The sequence below is a fragment of the Vibrio sp. 1874 genome (assembly GCF_033344395.1).
In the GTDB taxonomy this organism is placed as follows: domain Bacteria; phylum Pseudomonadota; class Gammaproteobacteria; order Enterobacterales; family Vibrionaceae; genus Vibrio; species Vibrio alginolyticus.
Genome location: NZ_JAWPOR010000002.1, coordinates 273,179 through 289,830, shown reverse-complemented (window position 1 = coordinate 289,830; position 16,652 = coordinate 273,179). Strand labels below are relative to the sequence as shown.

Annotated in this window: 22 protein-coding genes and 1 riboswitch; of the genes, 18 read left to right on the top strand and 4 right to left on the bottom strand. The window is 42.3% G+C overall.

Features of this window, described 5'->3' with window-relative positions; all coding sequences use genetic code 11:
• Positions 1 to 49 precede the first annotated feature (49 nt).
• The 3 genes from R8N46_RS05345 to R8N46_RS05335 all read left to right on the top strand — a co-directional run bounded on the left by R8N46_RS05345 (position 50) and on the right by R8N46_RS05335 (position 1,447).
• Positions 50 to 595, top strand: a complete 546-nt coding sequence (locus tag R8N46_RS05345; protein WP_213972235.1) for a glutathione peroxidase — start codon at positions 50 to 52, stop codon at positions 593 to 595.
• 10 nt (positions 596 to 605) lie between these two features.
• Positions 606 to 1,049, top strand: a complete 444-nt coding sequence (locus R8N46_RS05340; RefSeq protein ID WP_017819861.1) for a DUF3429 domain-containing protein — start codon at positions 606 to 608, stop codon at positions 1,047 to 1,049.
• A 152-nt stretch (positions 1,050 to 1,201) separates the two neighbouring features.
• Complete coding sequence (locus R8N46_RS05335; protein WP_005373664.1) at positions 1,202 to 1,447, top strand: hypothetical protein; 246 nt, start codon at positions 1,202 to 1,204, stop codon at positions 1,445 to 1,447.
• Positions 1,448 to 1,517: 70 nt separating this feature from the next.
• Here the strand turns inward: R8N46_RS05335 and R8N46_RS05330 are convergent, their stop codons facing one another.
• Positions 1,518 to 2,117: a thiol:disulfide interchange protein DsbA/DsbL gene (locus tag R8N46_RS05330; protein WP_005373667.1), complete on the bottom strand. Its 600-nt coding sequence runs from the start codon at positions 2,115 to 2,117 to the stop codon at positions 1,518 to 1,520.
• A gap of 83 nt (positions 2,118 to 2,200) precedes the next feature.
• Positions 2,201 to 2,581, bottom strand: a complete 381-nt coding sequence (locus tag R8N46_RS05325) for a hypothetical protein (RefSeq protein ID WP_005373669.1) — start codon at positions 2,579 to 2,581, stop codon at positions 2,201 to 2,203.
• Positions 2,582 to 2,859: 278 nt separating this feature from the next.
• On the opposite strand from R8N46_RS05325, the gene R8N46_RS05320 reads away from it, so the two are divergent.
• The 10 genes from R8N46_RS05320 (at position 2,860) to R8N46_RS05275 (ending at position 11,892) form a co-directional block, all read left to right on the top strand.
• Complete coding sequence (locus R8N46_RS05320) at positions 2,860 to 3,156, top strand: isoamylase early set domain-containing protein (protein WP_005373671.1); 297 nt, start codon at positions 2,860 to 2,862, stop codon at positions 3,154 to 3,156.
• Between the two features lie 213 nt (positions 3,157 to 3,369).
• On the top strand, positions 3,370 to 4,083 hold the full coding sequence (locus tag R8N46_RS05315; protein WP_005373673.1) for a response regulator: 714 nt from the start codon (positions 3,370 to 3,372) through the stop codon (positions 4,081 to 4,083).
• Positions 4,083 to 5,381, top strand: coding sequence for an ATP-binding protein (locus R8N46_RS05310; RefSeq protein ID WP_191115789.1), 1,299 nt, complete (start codon positions 4,083 to 4,085; stop codon positions 5,379 to 5,381). Before R8N46_RS05315 ends, R8N46_RS05310 begins: the two co-directional genes overlap by 1 nt.
• 119 nt (positions 5,382 to 5,500) lie before the next feature.
• Positions 5,501 to 5,887: a glycine zipper family protein gene (locus R8N46_RS05305; protein ID WP_213972236.1), complete on the top strand. Its 387-nt coding sequence runs from the start codon at positions 5,501 to 5,503 to the stop codon at positions 5,885 to 5,887.
• A 127-nt stretch (positions 5,888 to 6,014) separates the two neighbouring features.
• Positions 6,015 to 6,371: a diacylglycerol kinase gene (locus tag R8N46_RS05300; RefSeq protein WP_017635149.1), complete on the top strand. Its 357-nt coding sequence runs from the start codon at positions 6,015 to 6,017 to the stop codon at positions 6,369 to 6,371.
• A gap of 21 nt (positions 6,372 to 6,392) precedes the next feature.
• Complete coding sequence (locus R8N46_RS05295; RefSeq protein ID WP_213972237.1) at positions 6,393 to 8,048, top strand: phosphoethanolamine transferase; 1,656 nt, start codon at positions 6,393 to 6,395, stop codon at positions 8,046 to 8,048.
• Positions 8,049 to 8,171: 123 nt separating this feature from the next.
• Positions 8,172 to 9,104 carry a Gfo/Idh/MocA family protein gene (locus R8N46_RS05290; RefSeq protein ID WP_213972238.1) on the top strand — a complete coding sequence of 311 codons (933 nt, stop codon included), beginning with the start codon at positions 8,172 to 8,174 and terminating at the stop codon, positions 9,102 to 9,104.
• A gap of 218 nt (positions 9,105 to 9,322) precedes the next feature.
• A complete protein-coding gene (locus R8N46_RS05285; protein WP_005373685.1) occupies positions 9,323 to 9,754 on the top strand; it encodes a YccF domain-containing protein in 432 nt (143 codons plus the stop codon).
• 693 nt (positions 9,755 to 10,447) lie between these two features.
• Entirely contained in the window at positions 10,448 to 10,786 is a 339-nt protein-coding gene (locus tag R8N46_RS05280) for a hypothetical protein (protein ID WP_213901426.1), read from the top strand.
• 257 nt (positions 10,787 to 11,043) lie between these two features.
• Positions 11,044 to 11,892, top strand: a complete 849-nt coding sequence (locus tag R8N46_RS05275) for a patatin family protein (protein WP_167416161.1) — start codon at positions 11,044 to 11,046, stop codon at positions 11,890 to 11,892.
• 142 nt (positions 11,893 to 12,034) lie between these two features.
• Here the strand turns inward: R8N46_RS05275 and R8N46_RS05270 are convergent, their stop codons facing one another.
• Positions 12,035 to 12,883 (bottom strand): pirin family protein, encoded by an 849-nt coding sequence (locus tag R8N46_RS05270; RefSeq protein WP_213972239.1) that lies wholly within the window; start codon positions 12,881 to 12,883, stop codon positions 12,035 to 12,037.
• A 401-nt stretch (positions 12,884 to 13,284) separates the two neighbouring features.
• On the opposite strand from R8N46_RS05270, the gene R8N46_RS05265 reads away from it, so the two are divergent.
• The 5 genes from R8N46_RS05265 (at position 13,285) to R8N46_RS05245 (ending at position 16,178) form a co-directional block, all read left to right on the top strand.
• Positions 13,285 to 13,494, top strand: coding sequence for a cold-shock protein (locus tag R8N46_RS05265; protein WP_005373691.1), 210 nt, complete (start codon positions 13,285 to 13,287; stop codon positions 13,492 to 13,494).
• 240 nt (positions 13,495 to 13,734) lie between these two features.
• On the top strand, positions 13,735 to 13,944 hold the full coding sequence (locus tag R8N46_RS05260) for a hypothetical protein (protein WP_005373692.1): 210 nt from the start codon (positions 13,735 to 13,737) through the stop codon (positions 13,942 to 13,944).
• A 50-nt stretch (positions 13,945 to 13,994) separates the two neighbouring features.
• Positions 13,995 to 14,135, top strand: coding sequence for a PA3496 family putative envelope integrity protein (locus R8N46_RS05255; protein ID WP_017633782.1), 141 nt, complete (start codon positions 13,995 to 13,997; stop codon positions 14,133 to 14,135).
• A 237-nt stretch (positions 14,136 to 14,372) separates the two neighbouring features.
• Positions 14,373 to 14,472: riboswitch (purine riboswitch) on the top strand.
• An 89-nt stretch (positions 14,473 to 14,561) separates the two neighbouring features.
• A complete protein-coding gene (locus R8N46_RS05250) occupies positions 14,562 to 15,578 on the top strand; it encodes an adenosine deaminase (RefSeq protein WP_005373696.1) in 1,017 nt (338 codons plus the stop codon).
• Between the two features lie 126 nt (positions 15,579 to 15,704).
• Positions 15,705 to 16,178, top strand: a complete 474-nt coding sequence (locus tag R8N46_RS05245) for a peroxiredoxin (RefSeq protein ID WP_005373699.1) — start codon at positions 15,705 to 15,707, stop codon at positions 16,176 to 16,178.
• A gap of 50 nt (positions 16,179 to 16,228) precedes the next feature.
• On the opposite strand, the gene R8N46_RS05240 is transcribed toward R8N46_RS05245, so the two are convergent.
• Positions 16,229 to 16,636, bottom strand: a complete 408-nt coding sequence (locus R8N46_RS05240; RefSeq protein WP_005373701.1) for an SPOR domain-containing protein — start codon at positions 16,634 to 16,636, stop codon at positions 16,229 to 16,231.
• Positions 16,637 to 16,652: the final 16 nt, after the last annotated feature.

Here is a 16,652-nt window from a genome sequence, read left to right as displayed (position 1 = left end):
TCTTTGCACTTGAGTAGTTATACTTATTGAAAACAAGGGGAACAACACCATGAAAGGATTACTGAAACTCGCCGCTCTCGTTAGCTTTCTCTCCATGAATTCGCTTGCTCTTGCATCTGAGTGCCCTGATATTCTTCAAGGTAAGCAAAGGTTGTTAAACTCAACGGAAGAAGTCGATCTATGCGAAAGCTTTAAGGGAAAGACACTACTAATCGTCAATACAGCAAGCCAGTGCGGCTTCACTCCTCAGTTCGAACAGTTAGAAACCCTCTATCAAACTTACAAAAACCAAAACTTCACCGTTATCGGTTTCCCGAGCAATGACTTTCGACAAGATAGAGGAAGCGAAACAAACACAGCGAAAGTCTGTTATCTCGATTACGGGGTAACCTTTCCAATGATGGCTCGCTCTTCAGTATTAGGTGTAGATGCGAACCCAGTCTTCAACCAGATTACTAACCAAGCAGGCATAAAACCAAAATGGAACTTCTACAAGTTTCTAATTAGCTCTGAAGGTAAAGTTATTGCTACTTTTCCAAGCTCCACATCACCGACAAGTACTACGCTTACCAATATGATAGAGCAACAATTATAAGGTGACGACCATGACAACACGCTCAACCATGCTACAACTCGGTTACTTAGGCCTGGTTCCATTTGTGTTTAGTTTAGGGCTGATTTTCACTGACATCTCACTCTTCAATTTAAGTGGTCAGCAATTTTTCATCGCATATAGCGCCGTTATATTAAGTTTTTTATCCGGCATCCTTTGGGGTAATGGCATTGAGCATTACTACCATCGCCTTAGCCGAAATGTATTAATTCTCAGCAACCTTTTTGTCTTACTGGCTTGGGGCGCATTACTGCAGGGCCACAAACATTACGCAGTCGCAACCCTACTCTTAGCAATTGGGTATCTTGCTGTTTGGTATGCAGAAAAGCTCGTGAGGAAAGTCGAACAAGACGCCGAGCCCAAGGGATATCAAGGAATGAGGAGCAAACTGACCTTCGGCGTAATCGTAATGCACGGATTGGCTTTAGTTTCATAACCTGGTCTGTCCAGTACTAAGATCACAAAAAAACGTCTTTTTATAAAACAATGTTCATTTCGTGAATGCACACATATTTTGAACACTGTTTTGTTTCATTTATGAATCAATCCACATATAAGTAATTCAAAGCATTCACAAAGGATATGAATATGTTTTTTCGCAAACTTTTGTTTAGCACTGCGATGATCAATGCAACGACAGGTTGCGTGTCTTACCAGGCACAACAAGCCGCCGCTCAAACAGTAAATAATACAGGTGCTGTGCTTACCAATGTGATTAAAACCACGATTGCTCAGCCATGTAATGTTGCAATCACTGCTGCTAGCTTGTTTTATCCGCATGCCATATTTATGACTAGTGTTCCGACTCAAGCATGTACAAGCGTTCTTAGATAATACGAGTGTGATAAGCATAAAAAATGGCGACTCTACCGTCGCCATTTTTAAGCATCAATGCTATTTACAGTTACAGCGTCAATAAGTAATTAACTAATTGATTGTACTCGTCGTAAGTACGAATTTCGTTGGCCAAAACAATGTATTTATTGTTCACAACCACACCCGGAACCCCTCTTAACGTGCTGGCAGAGAATTGCTTATCAAAACCTTTCTGCATTGAGTTTACGGCGAAACTGTTGTAAGCCGCATCAAACTTCTTACCTTCTACGCCATTATCAACGAAGAGTTGTTTCAGCTCAGCTTCGTCTTTTGGCGCTTGTCGCTTTTGATGAATTTGGGCAAACATGGCAGGAATCATTGTATCTTCAACTCCTAGCGACACCATCGTCGCGTAGGACTTGGCCATCGGAATCGCCATATCTCCGCCCATGAACCCCACATGTACCTTTTCAAACTTTGCCTCTTTTGGCAGAGCAGGTTTTAAACGCTCAATAAGCGACTCAAACTTGTAGCAATGTGGGCAATAAAAAGAAAAGAATTCCGTCACAACAGGTTTCGATGCTTTCTTAACATCCAGAACTTTGTAGTGCTTCCCTTCTTCAAATTGCGCTGCATGAGCGGTAAAAGTCAGTAAAAGTGCACTACATAAGGCAAGTAGTTTTTTCATTGTTTATTTCCTTGTGGCATTCAAATGCCAAATCATTTCATTTGGTAAGAAGGGGTAAACCCCAAGTAATTTGAGATGAGGAATTAAACAATCGGAGGACGATAAAGCTTGGTGATCACTGTCACTACTTTTTCGACTAGAGGCCTATCAATCAAAGCAAGGCTATAAGGAAGAAGCAGTAAGTCGTTTTGAGATAAGTTGGCGGGAATTTTGACCATGCAGGAAGAGCTACAACTCGTGTGAGATTGTTGTGCCTTATTGATGGCTGACTCATCGTGATGTGATTCTACGCAGTCGTCATTGACGCCAAGTTGTTTGTGCAGAGCAGCCTGTTGAACAATAAGATCGCGTACTTCAATTGTTTTCATCGGAGCGGAAGCCTGCGCCACAGGAGCGACACTACTCAAAAGCATAGCAACTAAGCAAACTATCGCAGTCAACAATGTACGGTTAAACTTCAACATAGCTACATCAAGGAAAATGGTGATTTAAGATAATACATGATAACGGTTTGACTTCAAGATACGGACTCTCGGCTCGCTAACAAACTCTGTTCTTTGACCATTTTAGGCTAGTGACTTTTCTCTCTAACGCTCCCTCAGTACACGAAACCAGCACAACGAGCTATTCACCGTTCGGATACTCCCCTCATCAGATACCAGCAACAATTCGATAAAACTTGAAATCATTATGAAACACGAGTAATAGTTAGAACGGTTTTTGTACGAACAAGGAAAGATCAATGCTTAAAAAAAGATTCTTTAAGACAAAAGATGAAGTCGAAGTCACGTTCGAGCTAGATAAAGATCAATGGGACTCTGTCCAAATTGCTGGAGACTTCAACAACTGGCAGCCAGAACCGATGAAATTAGTGAAGAAAAGTCGTCAGTTTAAATTTAAAACCCGCTTACCTAAAGCGCAGAATGTTCAGTTCCGCTACTTGCTCGATGACGCGAAGTGGGAAAATGACCCACAAGCTGATGCTTACGTTCCAAATGCATTTGGCAGCGACAACAGCGTCGTGTGTACCACCGAATAAGCGGTAATTTCGCTTTAAGATTCCATACCTAGGCGCAAACGTTGCGCCTTTTTGCATCTCTCTAAATGTGATAGGTGATTAGATTTAAATCATTAATTGGCAATTTTATCCAATTAACTCATCCGATAACCTTATTCTGAGAAAGCTTTATTTGAAATAATTCGTAAATTTGTTTAAGTTCCATTGATATTAAATATTGTATACATCACTTAAATGAACGCACAACAAATCAAACCATCTCTAATCATTGTGGAAGACGATCCCAAATTACAAACTATGTTGGGTGAGTATTTTGTTGAACAAGGTTTTCAGGTCAAATGTATCGACAATGGGACGGACGCACCCAATGCGATTATTGACACACAACCAGACGTGGTGCTGTTAGATTTGATGCTACCCGGGCAAGATGGTCTGAGTGTATGTCGTCAAATCCGAGAATGCTACAAAGGCAAAGTGTTGATGCTAACAGCAAGTGATGATGACTTCGATCATGTCGCCGCATTAGAAATAGGCGCAGATGACTTTGTTACTAAACCCATCAAACCTCGCGTATTACTGGCTCGTATTCGCATGCTGTTAAGAAGAAAAGAGGCGGCGCCTACCGAGTCCGAAAACGGCCTACAAATTGGTGTTCTGTGTTTAAACCGATTACGTAAATCGTGCGTAATGAACCAAGAAGAAATTGCGCTGACAGACGGCGAGTTCGATTTGTTGTGGGTTCTTGCTACGCATGCTGAAAAAACACTATCACGTGAGTGGCTGACCAAAACACTACGTGGTATTGAATACGATGGAACAGACCGCACCATTGATAATCGCATAGTGACACTGAGAAAGAAGCTAGGCGATGCTTCTTGCTCACCACAAAAAATCATTACCGTTCGCGGCAAAGGCTACCTATTTATGCCTGATGCATGGAATGAATAATGAGACGGATTTATCTGGAAAGCTTTGTTGGCCTTATCATTCTGTTTATGGCTAGCTTGTGGGGATACGAGTTCTTAGTTTATGAGATCAACACAGATTATGACTACCTATTACAAGAGCATGAGGGTCAAGCTTTTCACGATCTGCTCTACCCTATCTATAAAGAACACGGATTAGAATATACTCAACAACAGTTGGAACAATTTGCCACATCAAGCCATCGTTTGTTGGTGCCTCATACGCTTGAAGAGCTTCCAACAGACATCAAAAAGGCGTTTGAAAGTGATACCTCCGTTAACGTCGCTTACGATGAAGAAAGGGATATCTGGTTCCGCCTAGATGCGAGCACGCCTATCTTTAAAATGAGCGATAATCCGAATAGTCCTGTGGTTAAAGCAGCCAACTTTGATGACAATATCGTTTGGTTGTTCTTTTTAGCTGGATTTGCTCTGTATTGCATATTGTTGATCTGGTTCTTAAGCCGTCGGATTCGAGAGCTAGAGAGAGTGACCGTTGAGTTTGCCTCAGGTAACTTCAAGGCTCGAGCTAGTACCTCAAGCGCTAAGTCTGTTGGGACGTTAAACAAAAGCTTTAACACGATGGCCGATAAAGTATCTCGCTTGATCACTAGCAATAAAATGCTAACTAACGCCGTTGCACATGAATTGCGTACCCCAATCTTCCGCTTACAATGGCAAGCAGATTTGTTATCGGATTCAACCTTAACTGAACAACAGAAAAAGTATGTTTACAGTATCGTCGAAGACATTGACGAGATGGAAGAAATGGTTGAAGAATTGCTTTACTACGCAAAGATGGAGCGTCCTGACACAGCCTTACAAACTCAAGAAGAAGTCGTCCTATTCAACTTAGTCAAAGAATTACGACAGAGATGGCAAAAAGAGACTACGCTCGCTATCTCGCTTCAAGAAGTAAACTCAGAAAACGTTCTCGCGTTTGCTGACCCAAAATTGTTAAAGCGAGCCTTAGATAATTTGCTGCGCAATGCAATGCGGTACGCGGATAAGCAGATTTTAGTAGAGATAAAACACGATCAGCACCGCTGCTTCATCAATGTTCATGATGATGGCATAGGTATTGAAGAAAAGCATTGGCCTCATCTATTCGAACCATTTTACAGCGCGGATGAATCTCGCAACAAAAAGACGAGCGGGTTTGGGCTCGGTTTGGCGATTGTCAGACAGATAATGGAGCTTCAACGTGGAGAAGTTTCGATTTGCCATAGCCCACTTGGAGGAGCTTGCTTCACACTTAGCCTCAAAAAATCAGACAGTTAACTTAACCTTCCTACCCCGTTTACAGAAGACGACACTTCAATACACTCAAACGACAGAGCCCAACAATAAAACAGTGTACATTTAATCCATAAGATTCACACACTAAATGGATAGTACTCATGTATAAATCTTTTATCCTGATTATGGCGCTTACTTCTACGCTTACAGCTTGCGCCTACAACCAAAAACCTGTCGTCGACATGACCAATGTTGACCCTAGTACATATGAACAAGACTTTCTTTACTGCCAAGGCTATGCAGAAAATGTCGACAAATCAGAGGCAGCGAAATCTGAAGCCACTAATGGGGCAGTTACAGGCGCATTGATCGGCGCAGCTGCTGGTGCGCTAGAAGACGGATTAGGTGGAGCGGCTGTCGGTGCTGCTGCCGGCGGAGCTGTAGGAGCTGGTGCTTTGGGTGGAACAAATGATTCAACCAAAACCCAATCTCTCGTATTGCGTAAATGCCTCCAGCACAAAGGCTATACCGTCTACGATCTTGATTAAATAAGCACTTTTCTTAAATTATCGCGCGATGGATTCTATTCACAAATGTTTCACGCTGTAACGATTAATCTCGTTACCTCTCTGGGATATGTGTTCCATCCCAATGCTTAAATAGTAAGGTCATATTTTGAAGCCAGGTAAAACAGGTATACGCCGTGTCATGGATGCGACCGGCTATTCATTTCAAGGATTGAAAGCCGCATGGACACACGAAGCCGCTTTTAGACAAGAATTGATTCTCGCCTTGGTGCTTTCCGTCTGTGCTTTTTTCCTTCCTGTCACCACATACGAAAGAGTGCTGATGATCAGTAGCCTGTTCTTGGTATTGATCGTCGAACTCATTAATTCCGCCGTAGAAGCGGTTGTCGACCGTGTTAGCGATGACTGGCACGAACTCAGTGGTAGAGCCAAAGATATTGGCTCAGCAGCAGTATTTGTTGCGTTAACTCTTGCCCTTTTTATTTGGGCTTCGTTCTTGCTCTAATTTTTATTCAAGACACTCATTATGAAGACACATGATTTACAACAGAGAGGTATCTCTTACGTTACCTTTACTTTCCTGTTGGCGCTGTATTTCGCTCTCGTCGTAAATATCCCTATTTATAAAGAACTGATCGGCATCTTTACACACTTAGATAATGTCAAGATTGGATTTATTATCACAATACCAATTTTCTTTCTTGCCGCGCTCAATTTCCTTTTTAATTTATTTAGTTGGCCTTGGATCGGCAAGCCGTTCTTTATAATTTTAATCATTGTTTCAAGTATGGTGAGCTACGCAAGCTATAACTATGGCACACTTTTCGATTCTGGAATGATTGCCAATATTGTTGAAACCGATTCGAGCGAGGCGAGTTCTTACCTGAGTGCTCACTCTGTAATTTGGACGCTGATTATGGGAGTTATCCCAGCGATAATTGTCTTTAGGGTCAAGCTGCAATCTCAACGCCACCAATTACTGTACTTCTCTGTTACCAAATTAGTATCGATGCTGTCGTCGCTAGCTGTCATCGCCGTCATTGCCAGTGTGTACTATCAAGACTACGCATCTGTAGGGCGCAACAATAGCCACCTGAAAAAAATCATCATACCCACCCAGTTCGTTTATAGCGCGACCGGGTATGTGAAGGAAAAATATTTCACCACGCCAGAGCCATATCGAGAAATCGGCACAGATGCAAAGCAGTCAAATAGCGCCGTACAGCAAGCACAGAGCAAACCAACACTACTGGTTTTTGTCGTAGGAGAAACCGCTCGAACTCAGAACTACCAACTCAATGGCTATACACGAGAGACAAACCCTTATACTAGTCAACTGGATGTTATCTCATTTCAAGACGTCGCGTCTTGTGGCACCGCGACTGCTGTATCTGTGCCTTGTATGTTTTCACAGCTCACGCGAAACGAGTTTGAACGCACCAAAGCGGATAACCAGGACAATGCTCTCGATATAATGCAGCGCGCCGGGGTTGACCTCATTTGGAAAGAAAATGACGGTGGGGATAAAGAAGTAGCCCACAAGATCAAGAAAATTGAAGTGGATCGAAAGCAAGTAAGCCCTATGTGTAATGGCCAAACTTGTTACGACATGGCGCTATTAGATCATTTTGATCAGGAAGTCGCGGATATGCACGGTAACCGAGTGGTCGCCATGCACCTTATAGGAAGCCACGGTCCGACCTACTTTCAGCGTTACCCAAGAGACAACGCCTTCTTTAAACCAGACTGTCCACGTGCAGACATCGAAAACTGTAGCATCGAACAAATAGGGAACACATATGACAATACAATACGCTACACCGATCTTGTATTGGCAGAAACCATCAAAAAACTTAAAGCGTTAGAGTCTGAGTATAATACCGCGCTAATTTATATATCGGATCACGGTGAGTCACTAGGCGAAAATGGATTGTTCTTACATGGTATGCCTTATGGCCTTGCACCAGATTTCCAAAAACGCGTTCCTTTGATCATGTGGCTGTCTTCGGGCTTTAAACAAGCGAAGCAGATCAATACCGACTGTTTGTATAAACAAGCACAGAATGCAGGCCAATACTCACATGATAACGTATTCCACTCTTTATTAGGCATTATGGATGTACAAACTCAAGCCTACGATAGCAAGTTAGATATATTCAAAGCCTGCCGAGCCGTTTCCTGAATCATTCAATAAAGCCTGGCTCAAAGTGTGAATCAGGCTTTTTCTAACAAGGTATTTAAACTCGTCGCCGCGCCAAGCGTTATACTGACAGTCCGCGATCCATACATCGAGATAAGGACTAGGATGAAAATTGGTATTATTGGTCTAGGGGATATCGCTCAGAAAGCATACCTTCCTGTTATCACTCAGCTTCCAAATATCGAACTTGTATTTTGTACCCGCAACCCAAACACACTTGAGAGCCTGGCTAAGCAGTATCGAATCTCAGAGATCTGCCAAGACTACCAGCAACTTCTACACTTTGGCGTCGATGCCGTCATGATTCATGCGGCAACAAGCGTACACCCTCAAATAGCGGCATTTTTTCTGCAGCATGGAATTCCAACCTTTGTCGACAAACCATTAGCGAACAGTGCTGATGACGTGGAAAAGCTGTACGACATTGCCGAAAAAGAGAGACAGCCACTCTATGTGGGCTTTAACCGTCGTCACATTCCACTTTACAACCAACATATGCCACAAGTGCAGCAAGGCAACATATCTGACTTAAAGTCGCTACGCTGGGAAAAGAACCGTCACCAACTACCGGGGGATGTTCGTGCCTTTATATTTGATGATTTTATTCACCCATTAGACAGCGTTAACGTCACAGCCAAAGCCGATCTAAAAGATGCTTATGTAACTCATCAACTTGAAGGTGGTCAGTTGGCGCGTTTAGATATTCAGTGGCAACATGGAGATACTTTGCTCCACGCCTCGATGAATCGCCACTTCGGTATCACTACAGAGCGCGTTCAAGCTTGTTATGCAAACAAGGCAGTTGAGTTCGACTCCTTCGTTGAAGGCAAACTATGGCAAGCTAACCAAGAGCAAAAAATCAATTTGAAAGACTGGACGCCAATGCTGACGAGTAAAGGTTTCCATTCGATGTTGCTCGATTGGTTTGGCGTCGTTGAGTCTGGAAATATTGCTGATGAAGTAGTGAAACGCAACATTGCTAGCCATCAGTTAGCAGAGCAAATTTGTCAATATATCGAGAAAGTTACCTCTAGGTAGCTTAATTCTTGGCTATGTGCTTAATCGAGTATTACGCTCTATACTAAAAAGACTTGCCTGAAGGAAGGCATTCATTCTCTGTTAAGACTACGGCGATTATTCTATCAATCAGGTGAATGAGGGCACAAAAGCACACATCGACAAAACAGACGGTTTAGATTTGTTTTACGGTGCTCTCAGGTATCTGAATCATCACATTCAAGAATAAAGGAAATAGAATGAGAACACTTGGTAACATCATTTGGTTTGTATTTGGTGGCGTATTTATGGGGTTGCTATGGTGGTTTTTTGGTATTTTGGCCTTTATTAGCATCATCGGAATACCTTGGGGGCGTGCGTGTATCGTTATGGGTAATTTTTCCTTTTTCCCATTCGGTAAAGAGGCCATCTCACGCGATGAATTGACCAATGAAATGGACATTGGCACGAGTCCGCTCGGCGTTATTGGTAACGTCCTTTGGTTTGTATTTGCAGGCCTTTGGTTAGCTATCGGTCACGTACTTTCTGCCGCAGCATGCTTTGTCACCATAATCGGCATTCCGTTTGCGCTCCAACACCTCAAGCTAGCGGTTATTTCACTCGCACCAATTGGTAAAACGGTTGTATCGTCAGAAGAAGCTGCAATGGCTCGATACAACATCAATCGTTAGCAAAAAGCTAATGCGCTTTCTATCCTCTGGGCAGTCATGCTCAGAGGGTAACGCCCGTCAAAAGTAAGCCTATAATCGCTATCGCATATTCAATAATGGCTGATTGTATATTCATACCGTCACCTTTACGTTGAAGTTTATCCTAGCTCAGCACTGCTTTACTTTTATAATTAATCAATACACCCAAGTGAGTTCAAGATGCTAGACTCATAGCGTCGTCACTGATTCAAACTCCAAGAACGAAGTAACGAAAAAGCGAGCTATCCTATGCTCGAAATATGGGTTCTTTCCCCCTCGAAGTAGAGTTCAACAACAAAAAAGACGAACTATAAGCATAGCCAAAATTAATGCTTTTCGACCTAAAATATCTCACATCAATCAAAGAAAGCTTCTAAGATTTTCTCTTTTTGAGTAAATATAGACAGTTACAGTAGCGAAATTCTTCTCGGTAAAAACCCCCACTCAATCTCATGATCAGTTTTTAAAAAAAAACAACAAAAATTCGTTGTTATCTAGAGTAATTATTTTATTTGTCGCAGAGCAATTCCATCAATATCATTTGCGACATCGGAGTGCTAGAGCATTGAAATTTTTAGCATTTATCACAGGTATAGAACGTAAAAAACCTTTTATTACTTATTTTTCTTTTTTACATATGTTCTAACTCAACGTCTATTCAGACAGGAATATACCGTGGATAAATATCAAGCAGCTTATGCTAAACGTCTAGAGAAACTAAATGGGGATCCATCTCCTAAAACGATAGCCCGCCTTTCGGCTTGGGATGCGTTTTTTAACAAGGAGTACGAGCTCCAAGACTTGGAATACCAGCTATCGGACGCTGCGCACCAGCACTATGAACAGTCGCATGCGAAGAGCGACATTAGCTTCAAAGAATTCAAACGAGCGTTCTATAATGAATCCATCAAAATTTACAATTTAACTGATGGCGCTTCTATCCAGAAAGTATTCACCCCATTACTTTTTCTTACAACGCTCTGGATAGTGTTTGTATGCCTATTTAACAAGTGATCATCAAACTATTCCAACAACGATCTGTATGGGACTACAGGTATGGCTCTATGTAAGGGGGCTAATTGGCTCGGTCTCCTTCACTAAATTAGCGACTCAATTACCCGCAATTCCATAGGCTAAAAGTGACAAGGGCATCCGTTGATGCCCTTTTTATTCAAAGGAACGCAACCTAGACCTTTGGCCCACTTGGGTATAAAACCATTATGCGTTAAGCTGCACGCTATTATCCGATTGATAAAGAGTGGAGCGAAGTGATGGAAAAAGTAGGCTCTCGAGCATTGATTGTCGAAGGTGGAGCCATGCGAGGCGTATTTTCATGCGGCATACTCGATCATTTTCTTGCTAGCGAGTTCTCTCCATTTGATAGCTTTTGGGGAGTGTCTGCGGGTGCTAGCAACTTGGCTGCCTACTTAGCTAAAATGCCCGGACGTAACTTAAAAATCTACCTCGATTACAGCTTAAGAAAAGAATTTATCTCTCCATCTCAACTTCTACGTGGTGGTGATATGATGAACTTAGACTGGATGTGGAATGTCACCCTCGAAGAACTTGGCATCGATAAATCTGCGCTCAAAGCTGATTCACGACCTTTCTTTTTAGGCGTGACGCGTCAAGACAATGGGCAAGCGGAGTACCACCTTCCTGATGTCGACGACTTGGCAGAAACAATGAAAGCCAGCAGCGCACTGCCTGTACTTTACCGAAATGGCGTATCACTGAACGGAATTAGATACGTTGATGGTGGCGTCTCAGACGCACTTCCTGTTGCAGAAGCAATAAAGCGAGGAGCCAAAAAGATTATGATTTTACGCAGCCAGCCCGCAAGCTATCAAAAGCCAAGAGGAAGATTCAGCGCCCTAACTAGGAGGATGTTGAAAGAAACGCCCGGATTAATTGAACCGATGTTGACACGTGAAGTTCGCTACAATCAGACCTTAGCGCTGATCAACAACCCACCACCTGGTATCAAAATCATTCAAGTGTGTCCTCCTGAAACATTCAAGTTGAAACGGCTGAGTCGATCGCCAGCACCACTGCGTCATGCTTATGAGTTAGGAATTGAAGCAGGAAAGGAAGCCATCATACGATGGAGTCAGAAGTAGAAAAAAGCCACGTGGATTAAACGTGGCTAACGCAAATTCGATGGCAGTGGATTATCGTATTTGCTTCTGGTCGAGCCCAATATTCAGGCTCAAAACTGTTTTAATTTGCTCGCTAACTGAAAAAGCGAGTAGGCTGTCAAAACTAGTAAGTTTCAAACAACCCAGAGTTGTAGTCTTGGATGGCTTGTTCTATCTCTTCCATGCTATTCATGACAAAAGGGCCATAATGCACCACGGGTTCATTAATTGGCTCACCAATAAAGATCAGTGCACCACTCTCTTTTTCGGCCTGCAATTCAACCCATTCACCTTTCGATAAAATGGCCATTTCGCCTTGATTGATCTCACGACCTTTTAATTGAATACGACCTTTATAGACATAGAGCATCATGTTGTTGTCTTGCTCCGTGTTCAAATTCAAAGCTTGACCACCCATCGCTCTCCAATCGGCTACCGTGGCAGAAACACCTGTCTCTGTTAGCGGCCCCTGAATTCGTTCGTTGTTTATAGTCATATGACCCGCAATCAAACGTACAACCCCCGTATTCGGAGTATCAAACTCAGTGATCGTTTCAGGTTGAAAGTCATGATATTGAGCTGGCTGCATCTTATTTTTCGCAGGCTGGTTAATCCAAATTTGGAAACCATGCAGTTCGCCTTCCTTCATAATAGGCATTTCGCTATGGATGACGCCTCTTCCTGCCGCCATCCACTGTGCACCACCGGAACGAAGCTCGCCAACATTATCCATATGATCACGATGCTGGAAATGACCTTTCAACATATAAGTAAGCGTCTCGATACCGCGGTGCGGATGCGGAGGGAAACCGCCGATATAGTCAGCACGGTCTTCTGATTTGAGTTCATCCATCATCAAAAATGGAGAAAAGCTAGCATGATTGAAACCCGCTACTCGGCGAATTTTCACTCCATCACCATCAGCAGTAGCTTGCGCAGGAATAAGCTGACGAATGTCTCTGAATGTACTCATACTAGTTCTCCTAGTTTATCTTTGTGACCGCTTGCAAATCGCATGTTCAATCTATAGCTATCGATAAGGTTCTATTTTAGGTTGATGAGCTAAAATTATGAGCCATACTATTCGTTCTACTTATTCAACTTTTTCGAACAATACAATTTATCGAGTTAATAATGAGCACATTTAATTTATCTAAAATAAATGTAGCTATTTTCTAAACAAGGTGTATAGTGTGCCTTGGCTCTTAGAAGAGAGCTGTTAATGCAACATTTAGTTTAAGTTTCCTCTCAGTAAAATCTTGAATCCCCAATTCAGACACCTGCGTACAACTTCCTCTTGATTGAACATTCAATAGCTTAGAAAAGATCCACAAAACAAATCATAATTTTTATGTTTAATTCAAAGGTATTTTTATGTCTAAAGTAACTGGTTCAGTAAAATGGTTTAACGAAACTAAAGGCTTCGGTTTTCTATCTCAAGACAACGGCGGCCAAGATGTATTCGTACACTTTAACGCTATCGTTTCTGACGGTTTCAAAACACTGACTGAAGGTCAGAAAGTAAGCTTCAATGTAGAGCAAGGTAAAAAAGGTCCTCAAGCGACTGAAGTAACTCCTCTATAAGACTGCTTTTCTTGGTGTAGCATGCCCATGCTGCACCAAACCTCTCTCCTTCAAAAATATTCTTTCATCAATCACTCAGCCTAATTTTAGGCATTGCTTTGTGCTATCTAAAATAAACTGAATAGTACTGCTTAATTTATTATTTATAGGAAAAATCATGTCCTCAAAAAGAACTGGCCGTCAAAGGCATTGGTATCAATTACTTAACAAAGAGAAAATCACTAAAAAACAGGAGAATAAATGTTAGAAATTGAATTTAATTTAGAACAACCTCAAACCTCTTGGAACGCTAAAATACATCAATTAAATGGTGATATTTTACGAAGGCACGTATTACCGAAACTTCTTTCTCATAGCTTCATGATCGATTTTGAATATTGTGAGAAAACGCAATCTGGAACTATTCTCTGTGATTCAGGTTCAAAGTTAGGAAGTTTTACTGTTAACTGATTCAGTTTTCATGCATTAATGGATAATGCAACTAATTTGGAAGGTATCCAATGGCTAGAAAAAGTAAGAAGCAGTCAGAAAAAGACAAAAAAGAGTCTGAACAAAACGCGGCGGCGGTAAAGCAGAAAACTCGACGCCGCATAGAAGACATTATGGAACAAAGAGAATTTGATAAGTTATTCGATCTATAAATGCTCTCTAGTGCTTTCTCTGCCTTTATCGTTGTGCAAGGTACCGCCACCTACCTTTGCTCAAACGAATCTCCACTCTTTTAGACTACTCTTCTAATTACACGTGCCTCTCACACACGCAAAAACAACTGGCTCCTCTATACTCAAGTGACTTGCAAATAGTCGTTTCGCTCACAGGAAAACCCGTGACTAATGACAGTTAGGTTATTTGCGTATAGCCAAAGCGATATTTTTGCGTATAATCCCTCTCGTTTGCTTCGTATAACCCCAATGATATGGTTTGGGGGTCTCTACCAGTTCCCGCAAAGTGCTGATTACGAAGAGTTGAGATCATCGTGGGTCTTACTCTTTGTGATAGCGTTCGATTTATTTCTATCTATACCTATTCTTAGAGTAACTGCATCCACAATACACATAAGGTGGAATATGAACGCATTTATTCAAGGTCTTCCAAAAGTAGAGCTGCACTTACATATCGAAGGTTCACTTGAGCCGGAACTCTTATTCAAATTAGCAAAACGAAACGGCATCGAGATCCCTTACTCTTCTCCGAGTGAACTACGCAGCGCATATCAGTTCACAGACTTACAATCATTTCTCGACCTCTATTACCAAGGAGCGGGAGTTCTGCGTACGGAGCAAGATTTTTACGATCTCACTTGGGAATACTTACTGCACTGTAAAGAAGACAACGTTGTTCATACCGAAATCTTTTTTGACCCTCAAACACACACAGAACGCGGCATAGACTTTGACACTGTTATCAATGGAATCGCTCGCGCGCTAAAAGATGGTCACGAAAAACTTGGCATTACCTCGCAAATTATTGCGTGTTTTCTCCGTCACCTTTCAGAAGAGAGCGCCATAGAGACCCTACAGGCTATTCTGAAACACCGTGATAAGATCATTGGTGTTGGACTAGATTCTTCAGAACAAGGTCATCCGCCAGCTAAATTCAAGCGCGTATTTAAACAAGCAGTAGAAGAAGGCTTACTTACCGTTGCTCACGCAGGTGAAGAAGGCCCCGCACAAAATATTAGCGATGCAATTGAAATGCTTTACGTGAGCCGTGTGGATCACGGTGTTCGCTGTGTTGATGATGAAGCATTAGTTGAATCCTTAATCGAAAGCCAAATGCCACTGACAGTGTGTCCGTTATCGAATCTTAAGCTATGTGTATTCGACGATATGAAAGATCACAATATTGTGGATTTGCTACGAAAAGGTGTCGCCGTAACGATTAACTCAGACGATCCTGTGTACTTTGGTGGCTACATGACGGATAACTTTCTGGCCGTCAACAACGCACATCCAATGAGTAAGAGTGAACTTGCCCAATTTACAATGAACGCGATTGATGCCAGCTTTATCGATAACGAGTTAAAGGCGAAATATCGTCACCTTGTTAGCCAATACGTAAACCAGCACGAAGCGTTGCAATAAAGGCATCAGTGCCACTCCTTAGGTCAAACGCGTAGGTATTAAAACCCTACAAAAACTCTGTGGTTAACCGCATTTATAAACGCTAGACTGAGAAAGCTAAACTAGCACACAAAAAGGAATAGAATCATGATTCAACAAGGCCAAGCTCTACCAGTTGCAACTCTAAGTGAGTTGACTGCCGATGGTATGGTGAACCACGACGTTACAGAACTGTTTGCGAACAAGAAAGTCGTACTCTTTGCTGTACCTGGCGCATTCACCCCTACCTGTTCAGAAGCTCATCTACCAGGCTATGTGGTATTAGCTGATGAGCTAAAGGCAAAAGGTGTTGATTTAATTGCTTGCGTTTCTGTAAACGATGCATTTGTGATGCAAGCGTGGGGCGAAGCTCAAAACGCTTCTGAGATTCTGATGTTGGGTGATGGCGACGCTAGCTTTACTAAAGCATTAGGTCTTGAAATGGATACAGGCGGCTTTGGTGGTATTCGCTCACAACGTTACGCAATGATCATTGAAAACGGCACAGTGACTAAGCTAAACGTTGAAGAGCCAAAAGAGTTTGAAGCAAGCAAAGCAGAAACGATTTTAGCGGCGCTATAAGCTTACTCCTAAATACAAAAACGGAAGCCATCGCTTCCGTTTTTTGTTGGCTAACGCATTCTCACAACACTCGTTTGTTGCTTACGCTGCATTTCCGCAAAAGTCAGCACAAACGGGGATGACTGCTTTACACGGCTTGGTAATGAAGAAAGCGCATTGTAGGCATCCTGTTTCGTTTTAAAATCACCAACAGTTACCGTGTACCAACGCGTGCCTCGGCTGTTTTTCCAGTTAACCCAAACCGGATGCTTAGGATCGATATAGCGAATATAATCTTTCACATCTTTTTCTTGCTTTAGCGCGAGTACCTGCATCGTGTAATGGTTTGGGTTTAAATAACCATATGCATCCTGAGAGGTCATGACTCCAACACATTGGCCGCTATCGACCTCCTGCTGGTAAGGCATAGCGCAGCCCATGAGCGATAAAATCAATGTCAAAGATAAAATCTTGTGCACGTGTCACTCCATTCTT